This is a genomic window from Ruegeria sp. CJ2, from assembly GCF_056536745.1.
The window spans coordinates 147,649-164,869 of sequence record NZ_JBQFQF010000002.1 but is presented as its reverse complement, the minus strand read 5'-3'; the positions used below and the strand labels follow the sequence as shown (position 1 = coordinate 164,869).

Here is a 17,221-nt window from a genome sequence, read left to right as displayed (position 1 = left end):
GGGGCTGGAAATTGGCCCCTTTTTATGGTGTCAGAAGCTTGCGATAGAGCGTATCAATGAACGGCTCGGCCCCTTCAAACGGGTCTTCGTCCCCCAGGATCGCCCGGATCTGAACGTCGAAATCCGCGTAATGCTGGGTCAGTGCCCAGATCGAAAAGATCAGATGATAAGGATGCAGTCGCGCGATTCTGCCCTGATCCATCCAACCCGTCAAAATCGCGGTTTTTTCATCGACCAACGCTTTCAGGTCACTGGACAGGGATTCGTGAATGCGTGGCGCGCCCTGTACCAGTTCATTTGCAAACAGGCGGCTTTCGCGAGGCAGATCGCGGCTCATTTCCAGCTTGCGCTGAATATAGGCGAGGATCTCTTCCATCGGGTCGCCGTCCGCGTTCAAATCGTGCAAAGGGGCCAGCCATGTGTCCAGAAGACCAGACAAAAGGGCGGTGTGAATCGCCTCTTTCGACGGAAAATAATACAGCAGGTTGGGCTTGCTTAATCCGGCTTCGGCGGCAATCTGGTCAACGGTTGCACCACGGAATCCATGGGCCGAGAACACGTTCAAAGCAGCTTCGAGAATTGCGGCACGGTTCTTTTTCTGAATTCTGGTAGGGGCACGGTCTTCAGGCATGTTTTCAGGGTGTCTCTTTTTCCGGCAGGCGGGTGCTGAATAGGGCAAAAATTCTGGCTGAGTCCTGCAATTTCTTGACTGATCTCGAACCCGTGATAGCGTGAGTTTGACCAGATGGTCAAATCAAGACACCAAAAGCGAGCCAAATCGCAAGCAACAGGGAAGAACAAGATGGCAGCTCCGGCGCAGAACCTCAGGATCAATGGCGACAGGTTGTGGGACAGTCTGATGGAGATGGCCAAGATTGGCCCCGGCATTGCGGGCGGCAATAACCGTCAGACGCTGACGGATGAGGATGCCGAAGGGCGGGCGTTGTTCCAGAAATGGTGCGAGGACGCGGGATGCTCGATGGGGCTGGACCAGATGGGCAACATGTTCGCGCATCGCGCGGGGACGGACCCCGAAGCCTTGCCGGTTTATGTTGGCTCGCATCTGGATACGCAGCCCACTGGTGGAAAGTATGATGGTGTTTTGGGTGTTCTTGGCGGGTTGGAGATCATCCGCACGCTGAACGATCTTGGGATCAAGACCAAGCATCCAATTGTTGCGACCAACTGGACCAATGAAGAGGGCACGCGCTATGCACCGGCGATGCTGTCTTCGGGCGTGTTCGCCGGGATGCACACACAGGACTGGGCCTATGATCGCGAGGATGCCGAGGGCAAGAAATTCGGAGACGAATTGCAGCGGATCGGCTGGCGTGGCGATGAAGAGGTCGGAACACGCAAGATGCACGCCTTCTTTGAGTTGCACATCGAGCAGGGTCCGATTCTGGAAGCCGAGGGTAAGGATATAGGTGTCGTTACCCACGGTCAGGGCCTGAGCTGGACGCAAATCACGGTCACCGGAAAAGACGCGCATACTGGCTCGACCCCGATGCCGATGCGCAAGAATGCGGGCCTCGCCATGGCGCGTATTCTTGAAAAAGTGGATGAGATTGCGTGGTCCCACGCGCCTCATGCGGTTGGCGCGGCGGGGCATATTGATGTCTTTCCGAACTCGCGCAACGTGATTCCCGGCAAGGTGGTGTTCACGGTCGATTTCCGGTCACCTGAACTGGAGGTGATCACGGATATGGAGAACCGTCTGCGTGTCGCCGCCGAGGATATCGTGGAAGAAATGGGCCTTGAGATTGAGTTCGAGAAGGTCGGCGGGTTCGACCCTGTGAAGTTTGACGACGGTTGCGTCGCAGCGGTGCGGGATGCGGCCGAGCGGCTGGGCTATTCGCATACGGATATCATTTCGGGCGCGGGGCATGATGCATGCTGGATCAATCGGGTGGCTCCGACGGCGATGGTGATGTGCCCTTGCGTGGATGGGTTGAGCCATAATGAGGCCGAAGAGATCAGCAAGGACTGGGCTGCTGCCGGGGCGGATGTTCTGTTTCATGCGGTCGTGGAAACAGCGGAAATCGTGGAATAGGGGGCTCTGCCCCCGTCGCCCGAGGGCGACTCCCCCGGGATATTTTTAGCCAGATGAAGCAAGCGGCGCAGACCGCATCAGGGAGTTTAAAATGAGTACAGTGATCAAGAACGGGACCGTCGTGACAGCGGATTTGTCATATAAGGCGGATGTGATGGTCGAAGATGGTGTGATCACCGAGATCGGGATGGATCTGAAGGGTGACAAGGAACTGGATGCGACCGGGTGCTATGTGATGCCGGGCGGGATTGATCCGCATACGCATCTGGAAATGCCGTTCATGGGGACCTATTCCAGTGATGACTTCGAAAGCGGGACGCGGGCGGCCTTGGCCGGGGGCACCACGATGGTGGTGGATTTTGCGCTGCCCAATCCGGGGGAAAGCCTGCTGGATGCGCTGAAACGCTGGGACAATAAATCGACGCGGGCGAATTGTGATTATTCCTTCCACATGGCCGTAACCTGGTGGGGTGAGCAGGTGTTTGACGACATCAAGACCGTGATCGAGACGCGCGGGATCAACACGTTCAAGCATTTCATGGCCTATAAGGGCGCGCTGATGGTGAATGACGACGAATTGTTCGCCTCGTTCAAGCGTCTGGCCGAGCTGGGCGGGATCGCGATGGTTCATGCCGAGAATGGCGATGTGGTGGCCGAGTTGAGCGCGAAACTGCTGGCTGAGGGGAATACCGGCCCCGAGGCCCACGCCTATTCCCGCCCGCCGCAGGTTGAGGGTGAGGCCACGAACCGCGCCATCATGATTGCGGACATGGCTGGAGTGCCGCTTTACGTGGTACATACCTCGTGCGAAGAGGCGCATGAGGCCATTCGCCGGGCCAAGATGCAGGGCAAACGGGTGTGGGGGGAGCCTCTGATCCAGCACCTGACCTTGGATGAAAGCGAATATTTCCATCAGGATTGGGACCACGCGGCGCGGCGCGTCATGAGCCCTCCGTTCCGGAATAAACAGCATCAGGACAGCCTTTGGAACGGGCTGCATTCAGGAACGCTGAGCGTGGTGGCGACCGACCATTGCGCCTTTACGACCGAGCAGAAACGCTATGGCGTGGGTGATTTCACCAAGATCCCCAACGGCACCGGCGGGTTGGAAGATCGGATGCCGATGTTGTGGACCTATGGGGTGAATACCGGGCGTCTGACCCCGAATGAGTTTGTGGCTGTTACATCAACTAACATTGCCAAGATATTGAACTGCTATCCTAAAAAAGGTGCTATCCTTGTGGGCGCGGATGCGGATATCGTGGTTTGGGACCCCGAGAAATCCAAGGTGATCAGCGCGGATACGCAGCAGTCTTCGATCGACTACAATGTGTTCGAGGGCAAAGAGGTCAAGGGTCTGCCGCGCTTTACCCTGACGCGGGGGCAAGTGGCGGTGCATGACGGGGAAATCCGCACGCAGGAAGGCCATGGTGAGTTCGTGGCGCGTGAACCGAACGGGCATGTGAACCGGGCGCTTAGTACGTGGAAGGAACTGACCGCACCGCGGCCAGTTGAACGGACGGGTATCCCGGCGACGGGCGTGTGATCTGGTTGGGCCGCTTTGGGTGCGGCCCATAACCGAACCTTTTCAAGGCACTGGAATGAATACTGAAAGCACCACGCAGCCTGTAATAGAGGCGAAACAACTGGACCTCACCTTCCAGACAAACGACGGCCCCGTCCATGCGCTGAAGGACGTGAACCTGACCATTGACAAGGGGGATTTTGTCAGTTTCATCGGCCCTTCGGGGTGCGGCAAGACCACCTTCTTGCGCTGTATCGCGGCGCTTGAGACGCCGACAGCAGGTTCTTTGACCGTCAACGCCATGACCCCGGATGAGGCGCGGCGCAAGCGGGCTTATGGCTATGTGTTTCAAGCCGCCGGGCTGTACCCGTGGCGCACCATCTCCAAGAACATCAAATTGCCGCTTGAGATCATGGGCTATTCCGCCTCTGAGCAGGAAAGTCGTGTGAAGAAAGTCTTGGAACTTGTTGATCTTGAAGGGTTTGGCGGTAAATTCCCGTGGCAATTGTCAGGTGGTATGCAGCAGCGGGCCAGTATCGCGCGGGCATTGGCCTTTGACGCCGATATCCTTCTGATGGATGAGCCTTTTGGCGCGCTCGATGAGATCGTGCGGGATCACCTGAATGAACAACTCCTGGCGCTCTGGGCGCGGACCGAAAAGACCATCGGTTTCGTGACGCACTCGATCCCCGAGGCGGTATATCTGAGCACGAAGATCGTGGTCATGAGCCCCCGGCCCGGGCGGATTACGGATGTGATCGACAGCCCTTTGCCCAAAGAGCGGCCTTTGGATATCCGCGACACGCCGGAATTCATCGAAGTTGCCCATCGCGTGCGTGAAGGGCTGCGGGCGGGGCATTCGGATGAATAGTTCTGGTTTCAAAGCGTTCTGGGCAGTTCTTACAGTCCTCGCCGTGATCGTGGCCATCTGGTACGCGGCGTGTGTTCCGATGAATATCAAAGGGGTTTTGACGGAACAGGAACGCGCGGGTGCGCAAGTGCAGCCTCCGTCAGCCAAGGACCGACGGGATATGTCCGAGATGGGTCTGGTGCTGAACAACAGTTTCGCCATTCCCGCAACATGGGAACAGGACCGTCCCCGTCTGCCCGCGCCGCATCAGGTCGCGATCGAGATGTGGGAGACGACGGTTCAGAAGAAGATCACCTCGAAACGGTCGCTGATCTATCACGGCTGGGTGACGCTCAGCGCGACGGTTTTGGGCTTTGCGATTGGGACAGGGCTGGGCATTTTGCTGGCGGTCGGGATTGTTCATAGCCGCGTTATGGATATGTCGGTGATGCCTTGGGCCATCGTCAGTCAGACGATCCCGATCATCGCATTGGCGCCCATGATCATTGTTGTGCTCTATTCCGTAGGCATTCAGGGGATCATCCCGAAGGCCGTGATTTCGGCTTATCTGAGTTTCTTCCCGGTCGTCGTAGGAATGGTCAAAGGGCTTCGCAGTCCAGATGCCATGCAACTTGATCTGTTGCGCACCTATAACGCCAGCCGGTCTCAGGGCTTCTGGAAGCTGCGTCTGCCCGCGTCGATGCCGTACCTGTTCACCTCATTGAAGATCGGTATCGCTGCCTCGCTGGTCGGGGCTATTGTTGGAGAACTGCCGACCGGTGCCGTCGCCGGACTGGGTGCGCGTCTACTGGCCGGTAGCTACTATGGTCAGACGGTGCAAATCTGGTCGGCGCTGTTTGCCGCTGCGATCCTTGCGGCCTGCCTTGTCGGTTTGCTTGGGCTGATCGAACGGACAGTTCTAAAGCGGATGGGGATGGCGCAATGATACTGGTTTTGTGTGCAATCCTGCTGTGGTTGTTTGGCTGGTGGCTAAATGGCCGCCTGGCCAGCGGGCCATATGCGGATACGCGACTGGTGCGTTTTCTTGCGCCGTTGATCTTTGGTCTGACGATTATCGGGATTTGGGAACTGGTCGTCCGGGGGCTTGAGGTGCCACTGGTTATTCTGCCGGCCCCATCGGTTATTGCTGTGCGGTTTGCCGACAGCCTGCCGATCTTGTGGGCTGACTTTGTGCAGACCATCATCAAGGGGGCCTTGAGCGGGTATGTCATTGGGTGCGGTGCGGCCTTCCTGACAGCAATCGCTGTGGATCGCTGGGACTTTCTGCGCCTGGGCCTGCTGCCGGTCGGGAACTTTGTGGCGGCCCTGCCGATTGTCGGCACGGCGCCCATTCTGGTCATGTGGTTCGGGTTTGATTGGCAGTCCAAGGCGGCGGTTGTCGTTGTCATGGTGTTCTTCCCGATGCTGGTAAACACGGTCGCAGGGCTGCGCGAGGCGACTGCCATGCAGCGCGATCTGATGGAGACCTATGCCGCAACCTATTGGCAGAGTTTCCTCAAGCTGCGCCTGCCTGCCGCAATGCCGTTTATTTTCAATGGCTTGAAAATCTCGACGACCCTTGCTTTGATCGGTGCTATTGTTGCCGAGTTTTTTGGCTCGCCAACATTGGGAATGGGCTTTCGGATTTCGACCAGTGTCGGTCAGCTTTCGCTGGATATGGTCTGGGCGGAAATCGTGGTCGCGGCTTTGGCCGGAACTGCGTTTTATGGCTTGATGGCGATGATCGAAAAGGCTGTGACGTTCTGGCATCCGTCACAACGAGGATAACAACAAAACCGTAACAGACCCCGAAAACGGGGCATCAACTGCAACTAGGAGACATGAAGATGAAAAAGCTACTTAGCGGGGCGGTCGCCGCCTTTAGTTTGGCAGCCAGTGCTGCACTGGCGGCGGATGAAGTGACATTGCAACTTAAGTGGGTCACGCAGGCTCAGTTCGCGGGGTACTATGTGGCCAAGGACAAAGGGTTCTACGAGGAAGAGGGACTGGACGTTACAATTCTGCCCGGTGGTCCCGATATCGCGCCCACTCAGGTAATCGCTGGTGGTGGTGCGGATGTGACCGTCGAATGGATGCCTGCAGCGCTTGCTGCGCGGGAAAAGGGTCTGCCGTTGGTGAACATTGCGCAGCCGTTCAAAAGCTCGGGCATGATGCTGACCTGCTGGAAGGACGCAGGGATTTCCTCGCCCGAGGATCTGAAGAACCGCACTCTGGGCGTCTGGTTCTTTGGCAATGAGTTTCCGTTCATGAGCTGGATGAGCCAACTGGGTATCGACACAGGCGGCAAGAGCGAGTCCGGTGTCGAGGTTCTGAAGCAGGGCTTTAATGTTGACCCGCTGCTGCAGCGTCAGGCCGATTGCATCAGCACAATGACCTATAACGAATACTGGCAGGTCATTGATGCAGGCGTCAGCCCCGGTGAGCTGGTGACCTTCAAATACGAGGATCAGGGCGTCGCGACGCTGGAAGACGGTCTGTACGTTCTGGAAGAAAACCTGAGCGATGAAGCCTTCGTCGATAAGATGGAGCGGTTCGTGCGCGCCTCGATGAAGGGTTGGAAATATGCCGAAGAAAACCCGGATGAGGCAGCGGACATCGTTCTGGAAAACGACGCCACGGGCGCTCAGACCGAAGAGCATCAAAAGCGTATGATGGGCGAGATTGCCAAGCTGACCGCGGGTTCGAATGGCGCGCTGGATCCGGCCGATTTCGAGCGGACGGTTGGAACGCTTTTGGCAGGTGGGTCTGACCCGGTGATCACCAAGCAGCCTGACGGTGCCTGGACCCATAAAATTACCGATGCGGCCCTGAACTAAGCCCGTCAATTAGACCAAAGCGACGCGGTCCCATTTGGGGCCGCGTTTCTTGTTTCCAGTGTCGTAAATGTGTGTGTATTTGAGTCAAAAATCGCCTAGTATTCTCCTGAAACGAACGGCAATTAATGCGTATTTTGCTGTCATGGGGAAATTATGCAGAGTTTTGCATCAGAATTCAGCGCAGCAATATCTCTGATCCTGGAAGGCGATTCAGAGCTTTGGTCGATTGTGCTGCTATCCCTCAAGGTTTCGGTATTTGCGGTGCTGATTTCAGCGCTGATCGGGATGCCCGTTGGCGCGGCGCTTGCCGTTGCACGGTTTCCGGGGCGGCGGGTTCTGATCATAGTCATGAACGCTTTGATGGGGTTCCCTCCGGTTGTTGTTGGGTTGTTGGTTTATCTGATGCTGTCACGATCGGGGCCGTTGGGCGTGTTGGAATTGCTCTATACCCCGACCGCGATGATCATCGCTCAGGTGGTTTTGGTCACGCCAATCGTTGCCGCGCTGACCCGGCAGGTGATTGAAATGCTCGCCGAAGAATACTCGGAACAATTGCGGTCGCTTGGGGTGTCACGTCTGGCATCCGTCCCCGTGCTTTTGTGGGATGCAAGGCTGGCTCTGGTAACGGCGTTGCTGGCCGGGTTTGGACGCGCGATTGCCGAGGTGGGCGCAGTCATCATTGTTGGTGGAAATATCAACCACGTGACGCGAGTGATGACCACGACCATTGCGCTTGAGACATCCAAGGGCAATCTTGCGCTGGCATTGGCACTGGGCGCGATCCTGATCGGTATCGCGGTGGCGGTGAATGCAATGGTCAGCACGCTAAGCCTGCGCGCCGAGCAGGAGGGGCTGCGCCATGCGTGATCTGGCCCCCGAAACAATCCGACGCCTGTCCGTTCGCAATCTTGAGATTGCGCGCAACGGCAAAGCGCTGCTGGTGGTGCCACGCCTGTTATTGAACGGTCCGGGACCGACATTGATCCTTGGACCGAACGGATCGGGAAAAAGCCTGCTTTTGCGGTGCCTGCACGGGCTTATTGCACCGGATCGCGGATGGGTCGAACAAGATGGTGCGCCGCTGGGGGCCGAACACAAAGCGCGGCAAGCGATGGTGTTTCAGCAACCCGTATTGCTGCGGCGGTCCGTTGCTGCCAATTTGGATTTTGTTTTGAAACGACAGGGCGTTCCACGCCGCATCCGCAGAACCCGGATCGAGGAATTGCTGAACGAAGGCGGGCTTGAAGGCAAGGCACGCCAGTCTGCACGCTCTTTATCGGGGGGTGAGGCGCAGCGCCTTGCGATCCTGCGTGCACTGGCACTGGACCCTGAAACTCTGTTCCTGGATGAACCGACCAGCGCACTGGACCCCGGAGCCACCCAAACGATTGAAAGAATGATCCAGCGGGCCTCAAACCGGGGGGTGCGCATTGTTATGGTCACCCACGATATCGGACAGGCGCGCCGCTTGGCCGCAGATATCGTGATGATGCAAGGCGGACGCGTGGTTGAACATGGGGTCGCGAAACAAGTACTGGATGCGCCAGAAAGCGATGCATCGCGCCGTTATCTTGCCGGTGGGTTGGTAACATAATCAATTAGCGGAGATCAGAATGATCCGGAAATTCGTTCGGGCAGCATTGGTAACGCTCGGCCTGTCAGGAACGCCAGCCCTTGCCGAAGCGCCATTTATCGTCGTGCAATCCACAACCTCGACGCAGAATTCGGGCTTGCTGGACTATATCTTGCCGGGCTTTGAGGCAGAAACCGGGATCGACGTCCGGGTTGTTGCCGTCGGAACGGGGCAGGCGATACGCAATGCGATCAACGGGGACGGCGATGTACTGTTGGTCCACGCAAAGCCAGCCGAAGAGAAATTCGTGGCCGATGGCTGGGGGGTCGAGCGGCTGGACGTGATGTACAACGACTTTATCCTCGTCGGGCCAAAATCGGATCCTGCAAACATCAAAGGTGGTTCAGATGTTGTCGCCGCTTTGGCAGCGGTATCACAGGCGAAGGCTCCGTTCGCCTCGCGCGGGGATGACAGCGGGACGCACAAGGCAGAACTGGGCCATTGGGCGGCGGCAGGAATTGACCCGACCGAGGCGTCGGGCACCTGGTACCGCGAAACCGGGTCCGGCATGGGCGCGACGCTCAACGTAGCAAGCGGAATGGGGGCCTATGTCCTGACGGACCGCGCGACGTGGCAGTCATTCGGAAACAAGGGAGACCTCGATATTCTGGTCGAGGGCGACACGCGCTTGTTCAACCAGTACGGTATCATTCTGGTTAACCCAGAAAAGCACCCAAGTGTTCGGGCCGCCGCAGGGCAGCGGTTCATTGATTGGCTAACCGGTCCTGATGGGCAGGCCGCGATCGAATCCTACAAATTGGATGGTCAGCAGCTATTTTTCCCCAACGCCGAGTAAGTTCAGCCGCTGGCCCCGTTATGGTGGATCGAGCCCAGACCTGACAGGTCATATCCGCCAAACTCGGCGGCACGTGTCGCGAACCTGTCGGATTGAACAAAGCTGAGGAGTTTGAGCATAGGCTCATCAAAATAGGCCCGCCGCCAGATGGCGAGGTCCAGCCGTTCACTGTGGGTCGGCACAAAGCCAAGATCGTAAAGGCCGGCCAATGCGCCAAGGCCAAAACCCGCTTCGGCCTTGCCATCATGCAGGGCGATGGCCAACTCTTCCTCGGTTCGGGCGCAGGTTGGAAGGGTGTCCAGATCATCGCGCGTCAACCCGAGGGTGGCGAGCTGAGTATCAAACAACCTTTGGCTGGCCGCGCTGTCCTGCCTTAAAATGACACGTCGGCCTTTCAGGTCGCCGAACTCAGAAATTCCAGTAACTCCGGGAGCAAGAAGCAATCCGCGTTGCCGCTGTGCTATCTCGTATAAGACGACAGGGGCTTCACCCAACTGATCCCGCAAAGCGCCTTCGTTGAACCCGTCATCTTCGTGAATGTGGAGGGCTGCGGCCTGCGCGGTTCGGTCCCTGAGCCGGTTCAGCCCGTCGAACGAGCCATCGTAATATGTCGCAAGGCCCGAACCGCTTTCGCGCAAGGCCCAATCCAGCAATGGATCATGGCTGCCCGCGACAATCGGGGGCAGGGGTGGTTCGGCCACTTGCGGGCCAGTCCGCGACGCGTTCAACCAAGCGATAATCTCGGCCCGTGGAAATAACAGCTTTCCCATCGCTCGCACGCAAGGCACCTCGCCCGAAGAGGCAAGGTCATAGGCTTTACGCTCGCCAATGCGCAGCAGATCGGCCAGCTCTTTCGTCGTCAGGTATTCAGGCATCTAGTCCAATCGCACGGACGATCCGGTCCCGGCATCTGCGGCGCTGAAACCAAGCTGGCCCAGAGCGTACGGGGCCGCCACGGTAATCACGACCATCGTTGCGACAGCGGCAAGAAAGGCTTTCATGTTCTCCTCCGGCTCAGTTTTCCGGTGCCGTGGCGCGGCGCAGGAATGCGATAAGATCAGTCCTGTCGCTGGGTTGCGTGATCCGCTGCATCGGCATCTTTGACCCCGGAATGTAGTGGTCAGGTCCTTCATCGAAAAGAGCATTTATCGTCTCGTCATTCCAAACGATATCAGAGTCTTGCAGCGTCTCCGAGTAGAAATATCCCGGCAGCGTACCCGCCTTGCGCCCGAATACACCGTGCAACGTCGGTCCGGCGCGCCGCTGACCATCCGGTGTCAGACTGTGACAGATCGAGCATTTGCGGGCGAACTGACGTTCACCATTTCCCATTTCGTTAGGATCTTTCAGGAAGCTTGGTTCGGACGACGCCATCTGCTCCTGATCGCCAAGGCTGGCAACTGGCCAACTATACATGGCCTCATCAATGCCTCCGGCGTGGATATTGCGGCCATCTGCTGAAAAAGCCAGGGCCCAGACAGGGCCGCGCAAGGTGGCGCGAAAATCCCGCGCGATGCGCCATTCGACCGTGTCGATGACCATGATAAAGCCCTCGCCGTCGCCCACCGCCAAAAGGCTCCGGTCTGGGCTAAGGGCCAAAGCGAGGATCGGGCGACGATCCAGGGTAAAGTCGCGTTCTTCCCCTGTGGTCAGATCGCGGATTCGGGTGACACCATCAACGGCGCCATAGGCGATCCAATTGTCCTGTGAATTCAGGATCAGTTCGTTGATGCCGAAGCCATGTTCCACCAAACGCAGGTGTTCCTGACCGGTGCTCAGGTCCCACACCCGCAGCGCGCCATCCCTGCCCGCGGAATAAAGCTGAGAGCCGTCAGGTGAAAACACCACCGTATTCACGCCGCTTCCGGTGGGACCAAGCACCATGGGGGCTGATCCGTCCACCGGCCAAATGCCTATCGTGCCGTCCCAGCTTGCCGTTGCAACATGGGTTTTTGAGGCCGCGATACTGACGATTTTGCCTTGATGCCGTCCCACGACTTCGCCGCCGGGCCAACGTCTGAGCGTAAAATCATCGCCCGCCGAATAAATGGACGTGCCGTTGAACACCACAGAGTTCACCGCTGCTTCGTGGCCTTCCAGCCATTCGGGGGTCTGGCCGGACCAAATGCCCACGGAGTTGTCGAAACTTGCCGTTGCGATGCGCCCGTCAGGTGCCGTGGCTATGCCCATGATCGGGCCGCCGTGACCCTTGAGCGTAAAGAACTCGGCCCAGGCGGGCAGGGGAAGCAGTACCAGTGCAAATGCCAGAGCGCGCATCTATTCCGCAGGGGAGGCCGCTGCTTTTCCTGCCTCTTTTTCCTGCACCTCTTCCAGCCACAGGGAATGGTGTTCCCGTGCCCATTGCTCTTCAACCTCTCCGGTGCCCATGGCGTCAAACGCGCCTTCCATGCCGACAGACCCAAGGTAGATATGCGCGATGATTATGGCGATGAAGATGTAGGCGACCATCACGTGCCACACCTGCGCGTACTGCATCTCTTCCTGCGGGGACATCTGCGTCGGCAAGTCCAGTCCCATCAGCTGCGGCAGGCCCGTCGCATTTGCAACCGAGAAGGTTTTGGCAAATAGCGGCATCTCGAACGGGAACAGCAAAGACAAACCAGACAGGCTGATCGAAATACCCAACAGGATGCAGGACCAGAAGATAATCTTTTGACCCGCGTTAAACTTCTTGGCGGGGGGGTGCGATCCCTTGGTGAAAAGTCCGCCGCCCGCCGCCAGCCATTTCAGGTCGGTGCGGTTCGGGATGTTGTGTGAAATCCAGTTGATAGTGACGATAACCAGCCCGATCATGAAGGCCCAGGCAAGGTTGTTGTGAAGCCACTTGCATCCCTGTGCGATCGTCGCAAAGCCTTCCTTGCCGAAAATCGGTATCAGGAAATCGCGACCATAAAGTGTCAGCAGCCCGGTTATCCCGAGGATCAGAAACGAGCCTGCAAAAAGCCAGTGGCCAAAGCGTTCGAACCCATTGAACCGCAGGACGGTACGGCCCGTTTTCTCTCCGTCGATGCGGATTTTTCCCCGGATCAGGAAGAACAGCAGAATGATCGCGGCCATGCCAGCAATGATATAGCTGCCATATTCGCGCAGAGGGCCGGTGCGAAAGTTCAGCCACCACATGCCGCCGTCCTGAATCAGGACACTGGCGGCAGGCCCTTTCGACGAAACCGTGACATCGGCCGACCCATAACGCAGCGCGCGATAGACGTCGCTGTCCGACGCAACGCCCCGCGTACCAAGCTGACCTAAAAGGCCCTCGGCATTGCCTTGGCCGGTATTTTCGGACCGGTACGCGTTGTCGACCTTTTCGCCACGCTGACGGGCAAGGATGTCTTCCAGCGTGGTTGCACCGCCTGTCGAAGCGCGCTCGGGCGCTTGCGCTTCGGAACTGTCCTGCGCCCAAGCGACCCCAGTCAGGAATATCGAAACAAGCAGGAAGTGGATCAGGCGCATATGGAAACCCTCCTGTGGGTTGGTGGCTTAACGGTCGAACCCGCCGATTTGTTGGTGAAAGACTGCGCCGACCGGGGACAAGGCCGCACGCAGGTCATCTTTCGCGGGTCCGTAGACATCAAGCTGAACAGGTGTCAGCAGCGACATGAAACGCTGGGCAAAGTTGGCACCGAAATTCTGCATATGGATCAGGGCATCCTCGGAACTGGCGTAACGCTCGTAGATGTGGATCGCATTGCCGTTCTGGTGCCATTCATAGCTTTTGGCGCCGGTTTCCTGCAGGGTGGCCGTCACCATTTCAGCCATCAGCGCCTCGAATTCGGATTGTTTTTCGGGGCTCAGGTCCAGCTTCAGCAGCCAGTAAATATCTTCGGTCATTTCAACTCCGTCGCGATCAAATTGTACGGCCGACCCGAACAGGGCATGCCACGCAAACCAGTGCGACAGCCCCCGACGTGACGCGGGGACTGTCGTTTCGTTTGAAGACCTTAGCCGTCTTTCTGGTCGTAGGCAGTGCCCCAACCCCACGCGCCCGAGCCAAACCCGCGCGCAACAACGCGCTCGCGGTAGATGGCCGAGACCACGTCGCCGTCACCGGCAAGCAGGGCCTTGGTGGAACACATCTCGGCGCAGATGGGCAGTTTGCCCTCGGCGATCCGGTTGCGACCATATTTGGCGAACTCTGCGGTCGAGTGCGTTTCTTCGGGACCACCGGCACAGAAGGTGCATTTGTCCATCTTGCCGCGCGATCCGAAGTTGCCCGCCTGCGGATATTGCGGCGCGCCGAAGGGGCACGCGTAGAAGCAATAGCCGCAGCCAATGCACAGGTCTTTGGAGTGCAGGACGACCCCTTCTTCGTTCTGATAGAAGCAGTCGACCGGGCACACCGCCATGCAAGGCGCATCCGAACAATGCATACAGGCCACCGAGATCGAGCGTTCGCCCGGGTTACCATCATTGATCGTTACCACCCTGCGGCGGTTGATACCCCATGGCACTTCGTGCTCGTTCTTACACGCGGTTACGCAGGCGTTGCACTCGATGCAGCGTTCAGCGTCGCAGAGAAACTTTGCTCTAGCCATTATCGTCCTCCTTACGCTGCCCAGATTTTGCAGAGAGTACACTTGGACTCCTGCATCTGGGTCACTGAATCATAGCCATAGGTCTGGGCGGTGTTGGAACTTTCACCCAAGACATAGGGGTCTGCACCTGCGGGGTATTTCGACCGCAGATCGTCGCCCTGGAAATGGCCGCCAAAGTGGAATGGCATGAAGGCGACACCGGCACCGACCCTGTTGGTCAGCATCGCCATCACCTTGACCTTGCCACCCTCAGGACCTTCGACCCAGACCTGCGATCCGTCGCGAATACCAAGGTTGTTGGCGTCGCGTGGGTTGATCTCGACGAACATGTCCTGCTGAAGCTCGGCCAGCCACGGGTTCGACCGCGATTCATCGCCACCGCCTTCATATTCGACCAGACGACCAGACGTGAGGATTATCGGGTAATCCTTTGAAAAGTCGTTCTTTTGGATCGAAGCATAAAGGGTGGGCAGGCGATAGGCCTGTCGGTCCTCGTAGGTTGGATAGTCCTCCACCAGATCGCGCCGGTTGGTATAGAGCGGCTCGCGATGCAGTGGGATCGGATCCGGGAAGGTCCAGACGACCGCGCGGGCTTTGGCGTTCCCGAAGGGCGCACAACCATGCTTGATCGCAACCCGCTGGATACCGCCCGAAAGGTCGGTCTTCCAGTTGGTTTCCGGACCCGCGACAGCGTCGATAGCCGCGCGTTCCTCAGCCGTAAGGTCGCCATCCCAACCAAGGTCCATCAGCATCTGCATCGTAAATTCGGGATACCCATCCTGAATTTCCGACCCAACGCTATAGACCCCTTCGGCCAGCAGGTTGTCACCATCACGCTCCACACCAAAACGGGCGCGGAAGGTCAGGCCGCCTTCGGCCACCGGTTTGGACATGTCATAGAGGTTTGGTGTCCCCGTATGACCCATTTCCGGTGTGCCCCAGCAGGGCCACGGCAGGCCGTAGTACTCGCCGTCGTTTGGTCCACCGATGGCTTGCAGCGTGGTTCTGTCGAACGTGTGCTGGTTGGCCATGTGGCTTTTCAGACGTTCCGGCGACTGACCGGTATAGCCGATGGTCCAGAGGCCCGAGTTGAACTCACGCGTGATGCTTTCAACATTCGGGGTTTCGGCATCTTCCATCTCGATATTGCGGAAGAAGCGGTCCGCCCAGCCGAACTTGTTGGCGAACTTGGCCATGATGACCTCGTCCGGCAAGCTTTCGAACAGCGGATCAACAACCTTGTCGCGCCACTGTAGCGAGCGGTTCGATGCCGTGGCCGAACCACGTGTTTCGAACTGCGTACAGGCGGGCAACAGGTAGACACCATCGGTGCGGTCATGCAGAACGGCCGAGACGGTGGGATACGGGTCGATCACGACCAGCATGTCCAGCTTCTCCATCGCCGTCTTCATTTCCGTCATTCGGGTCTGCGAGTTGGGCGCGTGGCCCCACAGAACCATGGCACGGACGTTGTTGTCCTGATCCATGTTGGCCGGGTCTTCCAGAACACCGTCGATCCAACGGGAAACAGGGATACCGCGCTCATTCATGAGCGGTTTGTCCTTGCCTTCCTTGTCCTTGATCGTGGCGAACTGACCCTTTAGCCAATCCAGATCTTCACCCCAGACGCGGCTCCAGTGACCCCATGCACCTGCGGACAGGCCATAGTAGCCGGGCAAGGTGTGGGACAGAACACCAAGGTCCGTCGCGCCCTGCACGTTGTCATGGCCGCGGAAGATGTTGGTGCCACCACCCGAGGTGCCCATGTTGCCCAGCGCAAGCTGAAGCACGCAGTAGGCGCGGGTGTTGTTGTTGCCGTTGGTGTGCTGAGTGCCGCCCATGCACCATACGACGGTGCCGGGACGGTTATTCACCATGGTCCGGGCGACGCGACGCAGTTGCGAGCCGGGCGTGCCGGTGACGCGCTCAACTTCGTCGGGGTTCCACTTGGCAACCTCTTCGCGGATCTGGTCCATACCCCAGACACGGGTGCGGATGAACTCTTTGTCTTCCCAACCGTTGTCGAAGATGTGCCACAGGATACCCCAGATCAGTGCGACGTCGGTACCGGGGCGGAAACGGACATATTCATCCGCATGGGCCGCGGTGCGCGTAAAGCGCGGGTCGCAGACGATCAGAGGGGCATTGTTCTGCTCTTTCGCACGCAGGATATGCAGCAGCGAGACGGGGTGCGCCTCGGCCGGGTTACCACCAATGATAAAGATGGCCCGGCTGTTGTGCATGTCGTTATACGAGTTGGTCATGGCGCCGTAGCCCCATGTGTTCGCAACGCCCGCAACAGTGGTCGAGTGGCAGATACGGGCCTGATGGTCCACGTTGTTCGTGCCCCAGTAGGCCGCGAACTTGCGGAACAGATAGGCCTGTTCGTTGTTATGTTTCGCGGATCCAAGCCAGTAAACACTGTCCGGTCCGGATTCTTCGCGGATGTTCATCATGCCGTCGCCGATCTCGTCGATCGCCTGTTCCCAGCTGATGCGTTTCCACTCTCCGCCTTCCTTTTTCATCGGGTATTTCAGGCGGCGCTCGCCATGGGCGTGCTCGCGGACCGAGGCGCCCTTGGCGCAGTGTGCACCCAGATTGAACGGGCTGTCCCAACCGGGTTCCTGCCCGATCCAGACGCCGTTCTGAACTTCGGCAACGACGGTACAACCGACCGAGCAGTGCGTGCAGACGGATTTGATATTTTCAACGGCTTGGTTTGCCGCTGTCTGGGCACTGGCTTGCGTCACGGTTCCACCCGTGGCGCTGATCGCGGCAAGGCCGCCGATCGTCAGGCCCGAGCCACGCAGGAATGCGCGGCGATCGACGGTTTTCTCGCCGACCTGGGACAGGATACTTGTCCGCTGGGGGCGTCTCGCAACCCCGTTGGTCTTTTTCCTAAGCATTTCTTTCCTCCCTTGCGCGCCGTGTCAGCCACGGCTGGCTTGGTACTTCGCAAACCGACGTCAGG

At 58.3% G+C, this 17,221-nt stretch carries 17 protein-coding genes; 9 read left to right on the top strand and 8 right to left on the bottom strand.

All coding sequences use genetic code 11. From position 1 onward, the window contains the following. Positions 1-22 precede the first annotated feature (22 nt). Positions 23-631, bottom strand: a complete 609-nt coding sequence (locus ACR0MS_RS03165) for a TetR family transcriptional regulator C-terminal domain-containing protein (RefSeq protein WP_480569323.1) — start codon at positions 629-631, stop codon at positions 23-25. A 171-nt stretch (positions 632-802) separates the two neighbouring features. Between ACR0MS_RS03165 and ACR0MS_RS03160 the strand changes: the two genes are divergently transcribed. From ACR0MS_RS03160 to ACR0MS_RS03120, 9 genes are all read left to right on the top strand, one after another. Next, entirely contained in the window at positions 803-2,053 is a 1,251-nt protein-coding gene (locus ACR0MS_RS03160; protein WP_480569325.1) for a Zn-dependent hydrolase, read from the top strand. Between the two features lie 91 nt (positions 2,054-2,144). Continuing rightward, complete coding sequence (gene hydA / locus ACR0MS_RS03155; protein ID WP_480569328.1) at positions 2,145-3,599, top strand: dihydropyrimidinase; 1,455 nt, start codon at positions 2,145-2,147, stop codon at positions 3,597-3,599. A gap of 55 nt (positions 3,600-3,654) precedes the next feature. Beyond that, positions 3,655-4,449, top strand: coding sequence for an ABC transporter ATP-binding protein (locus tag ACR0MS_RS03150; protein ID WP_480569331.1), 795 nt, complete (start codon positions 3,655-3,657; stop codon positions 4,447-4,449). Continuing rightward, entirely contained in the window at positions 4,442-5,374 is a 933-nt protein-coding gene (locus ACR0MS_RS03145) for an ABC transporter permease (protein ID WP_480569333.1), read from the top strand. The genes ACR0MS_RS03150 and ACR0MS_RS03145 overlap by 8 nt, the downstream gene beginning before the upstream one ends. After that, the gene (locus ACR0MS_RS03140; protein WP_480569336.1) at positions 5,371-6,216 is read left to right on the top strand and encodes an ABC transporter permease; all 846 of its coding nucleotides are present in this window, start codon (positions 5,371-5,373) and stop codon (positions 6,214-6,216) included. The genes ACR0MS_RS03145 and ACR0MS_RS03140 overlap by 4 nt, the downstream gene beginning before the upstream one ends. A gap of 59 nt (positions 6,217-6,275) precedes the next feature. Next, positions 6,276-7,265: an ABC transporter substrate-binding protein gene (locus ACR0MS_RS03135; RefSeq protein WP_480569339.1), complete on the top strand. Its 990-nt coding sequence runs from the start codon at positions 6,276-6,278 to the stop codon at positions 7,263-7,265. Between the two features lie 153 nt (positions 7,266-7,418). Continuing rightward, positions 7,419-8,132: an ABC transporter permease gene (locus tag ACR0MS_RS03130; protein ID WP_480569342.1), complete on the top strand. Its 714-nt coding sequence runs from the start codon at positions 7,419-7,421 to the stop codon at positions 8,130-8,132. Next, the gene (locus ACR0MS_RS03125) at positions 8,125-8,859 is read left to right on the top strand and encodes an ATP-binding cassette domain-containing protein (protein ID WP_480569345.1); all 735 of its coding nucleotides are present in this window, start codon (positions 8,125-8,127) and stop codon (positions 8,857-8,859) included. The genes ACR0MS_RS03130 and ACR0MS_RS03125 overlap by 8 nt, the downstream gene beginning before the upstream one ends. A gap of 19 nt (positions 8,860-8,878) precedes the next feature. Further along, positions 8,879-9,694 carry an ABC transporter substrate-binding protein gene (locus ACR0MS_RS03120; protein ID WP_480569348.1) on the top strand — a complete coding sequence of 272 codons (816 nt, stop codon included), beginning with the start codon at positions 8,879-8,881 and terminating at the stop codon, positions 9,692-9,694. 2 nt (positions 9,695-9,696) lie between these two features. Here the strand turns inward: ACR0MS_RS03120 and ACR0MS_RS03115 are convergent, their stop codons facing one another. From ACR0MS_RS03115 to ACR0MS_RS03085, 7 genes are all read right to left on the bottom strand, one after another. Continuing rightward, a complete protein-coding gene (locus tag ACR0MS_RS03115) occupies positions 9,697-10,569 on the bottom strand; it encodes a substrate-binding domain-containing protein (protein WP_480569351.1) in 873 nt (290 codons plus the stop codon). Beyond that, positions 10,570-10,695 (bottom strand): hypothetical protein, encoded by a 126-nt coding sequence (locus tag ACR0MS_RS03110; RefSeq protein WP_480569354.1) that lies wholly within the window; start codon positions 10,693-10,695, stop codon positions 10,570-10,572. Positions 10,696-10,708: 13 nt separating this feature from the next. Then, on the bottom strand, positions 10,709-11,971 hold the full coding sequence (locus tag ACR0MS_RS03105) for a c-type cytochrome (protein ID WP_480569358.1): 1,263 nt from the start codon (positions 11,969-11,971) through the stop codon (positions 10,709-10,711). Next, positions 11,972-13,168, bottom strand: a complete 1,197-nt coding sequence (locus tag ACR0MS_RS03100; RefSeq protein WP_480569361.1) for a formate dehydrogenase subunit gamma — start codon at positions 13,166-13,168, stop codon at positions 11,972-11,974. A gap of 27 nt (positions 13,169-13,195) precedes the next feature. After that, entirely contained in the window at positions 13,196-13,546 is a 351-nt protein-coding gene (locus ACR0MS_RS03095; protein WP_480569364.1) for a putative quinol monooxygenase, read from the bottom strand. Between the two features lie 110 nt (positions 13,547-13,656). Continuing rightward, positions 13,657-14,250 (bottom strand): formate dehydrogenase FDH3 subunit beta, encoded by a 594-nt coding sequence (gene fdh3B / locus ACR0MS_RS03090; protein WP_037307340.1) that lies wholly within the window; start codon positions 14,248-14,250, stop codon positions 13,657-13,659. 11 nt (positions 14,251-14,261) lie between these two features. Next, complete coding sequence (locus tag ACR0MS_RS03085; RefSeq protein WP_480569367.1) at positions 14,262-17,156, bottom strand: formate dehydrogenase subunit alpha; 2,895 nt, start codon at positions 17,154-17,156, stop codon at positions 14,262-14,264. Between the last annotated feature and the right edge of the window lie 65 nt (positions 17,157-17,221).

Excerpts from the sequence above, each read along its gene's own strand:
- ACR0MS_RS03130 (WP_480569342.1), top strand. The coding sequence starts at position 7,419 with ATGCAGAGTTTTGCATCAGAATTCAGCGCAGCAATATCTCTGATCCTG.
- ACR0MS_RS03125 (WP_480569345.1), top strand. The coding sequence starts at position 8,125 with ATGCGTGATCTGGCCCCCGAAACAATCCGACGCCTGTCCGTTCGCAAT.
- fdh3B (WP_037307340.1), bottom strand. The coding sequence starts at position 14,250 with ATGGCTAGAGCAAAGTTTCTCTGCGACGCTGAACGCTGCATCGAGTGC.
- ACR0MS_RS03145 (WP_480569333.1), top strand. The coding sequence starts at position 4,442 with ATGAATAGTTCTGGTTTCAAAGCGTTCTGGGCAGTTCTTACAGTCCTC.
- hydA (WP_480569328.1), top strand. The coding sequence starts at position 2,145 with ATGAGTACAGTGATCAAGAACGGGACCGTCGTGACAGCGGATTTGTCA.
- ACR0MS_RS03135 (WP_480569339.1), top strand. The coding sequence starts at position 6,276 with ATGAAAAAGCTACTTAGCGGGGCGGTCGCCGCCTTTAGTTTGGCAGCC.
- ACR0MS_RS03150 (WP_480569331.1), top strand. The coding sequence starts at position 3,655 with ATGAATACTGAAAGCACCACGCAGCCTGTAATAGAGGCGAAACAACTG.
- ACR0MS_RS03105 (WP_480569358.1), bottom strand. The coding sequence starts at position 11,971 with ATGCGCGCTCTGGCATTTGCACTGGTACTGCTTCCCCTGCCCGCCTGG.
- ACR0MS_RS03095 (WP_480569364.1), bottom strand. The coding sequence starts at position 13,546 with ATGACCGAAGATATTTACTGGCTGCTGAAGCTGGACCTGAGCCCCGAA.
- ACR0MS_RS03115 (WP_480569351.1), bottom strand. The coding sequence starts at position 10,569 with ATGCCTGAATACCTGACGACGAAAGAGCTGGCCGATCTGCTGCGCATT.
- ACR0MS_RS03100 (WP_480569361.1), bottom strand. The coding sequence starts at position 13,168 with ATGCGCCTGATCCACTTCCTGCTTGTTTCGATATTCCTGACTGGGGTC.
- ACR0MS_RS03140 (WP_480569336.1), top strand. The coding sequence starts at position 5,371 with ATGATACTGGTTTTGTGTGCAATCCTGCTGTGGTTGTTTGGCTGGTGG.
- ACR0MS_RS03120 (WP_480569348.1), top strand. The coding sequence starts at position 8,879 with ATGATCCGGAAATTCGTTCGGGCAGCATTGGTAACGCTCGGCCTGTCA.
- ACR0MS_RS03160 (WP_480569325.1), top strand. The coding sequence starts at position 803 with ATGGCAGCTCCGGCGCAGAACCTCAGGATCAATGGCGACAGGTTGTGG.
- ACR0MS_RS03165 (WP_480569323.1), bottom strand. The coding sequence starts at position 631 with ATGCCTGAAGACCGTGCCCCTACCAGAATTCAGAAAAAGAACCGTGCC.
- ACR0MS_RS03085 (WP_480569367.1), bottom strand. The coding sequence starts at position 17,156 with ATGCTTAGGAAAAAGACCAACGGGGTTGCGAGACGCCCCCAGCGGACA.
- ACR0MS_RS03110 (WP_480569354.1), bottom strand. The coding sequence starts at position 10,695 with ATGAAAGCCTTTCTTGCCGCTGTCGCAACGATGGTCGTGATTACCGTG.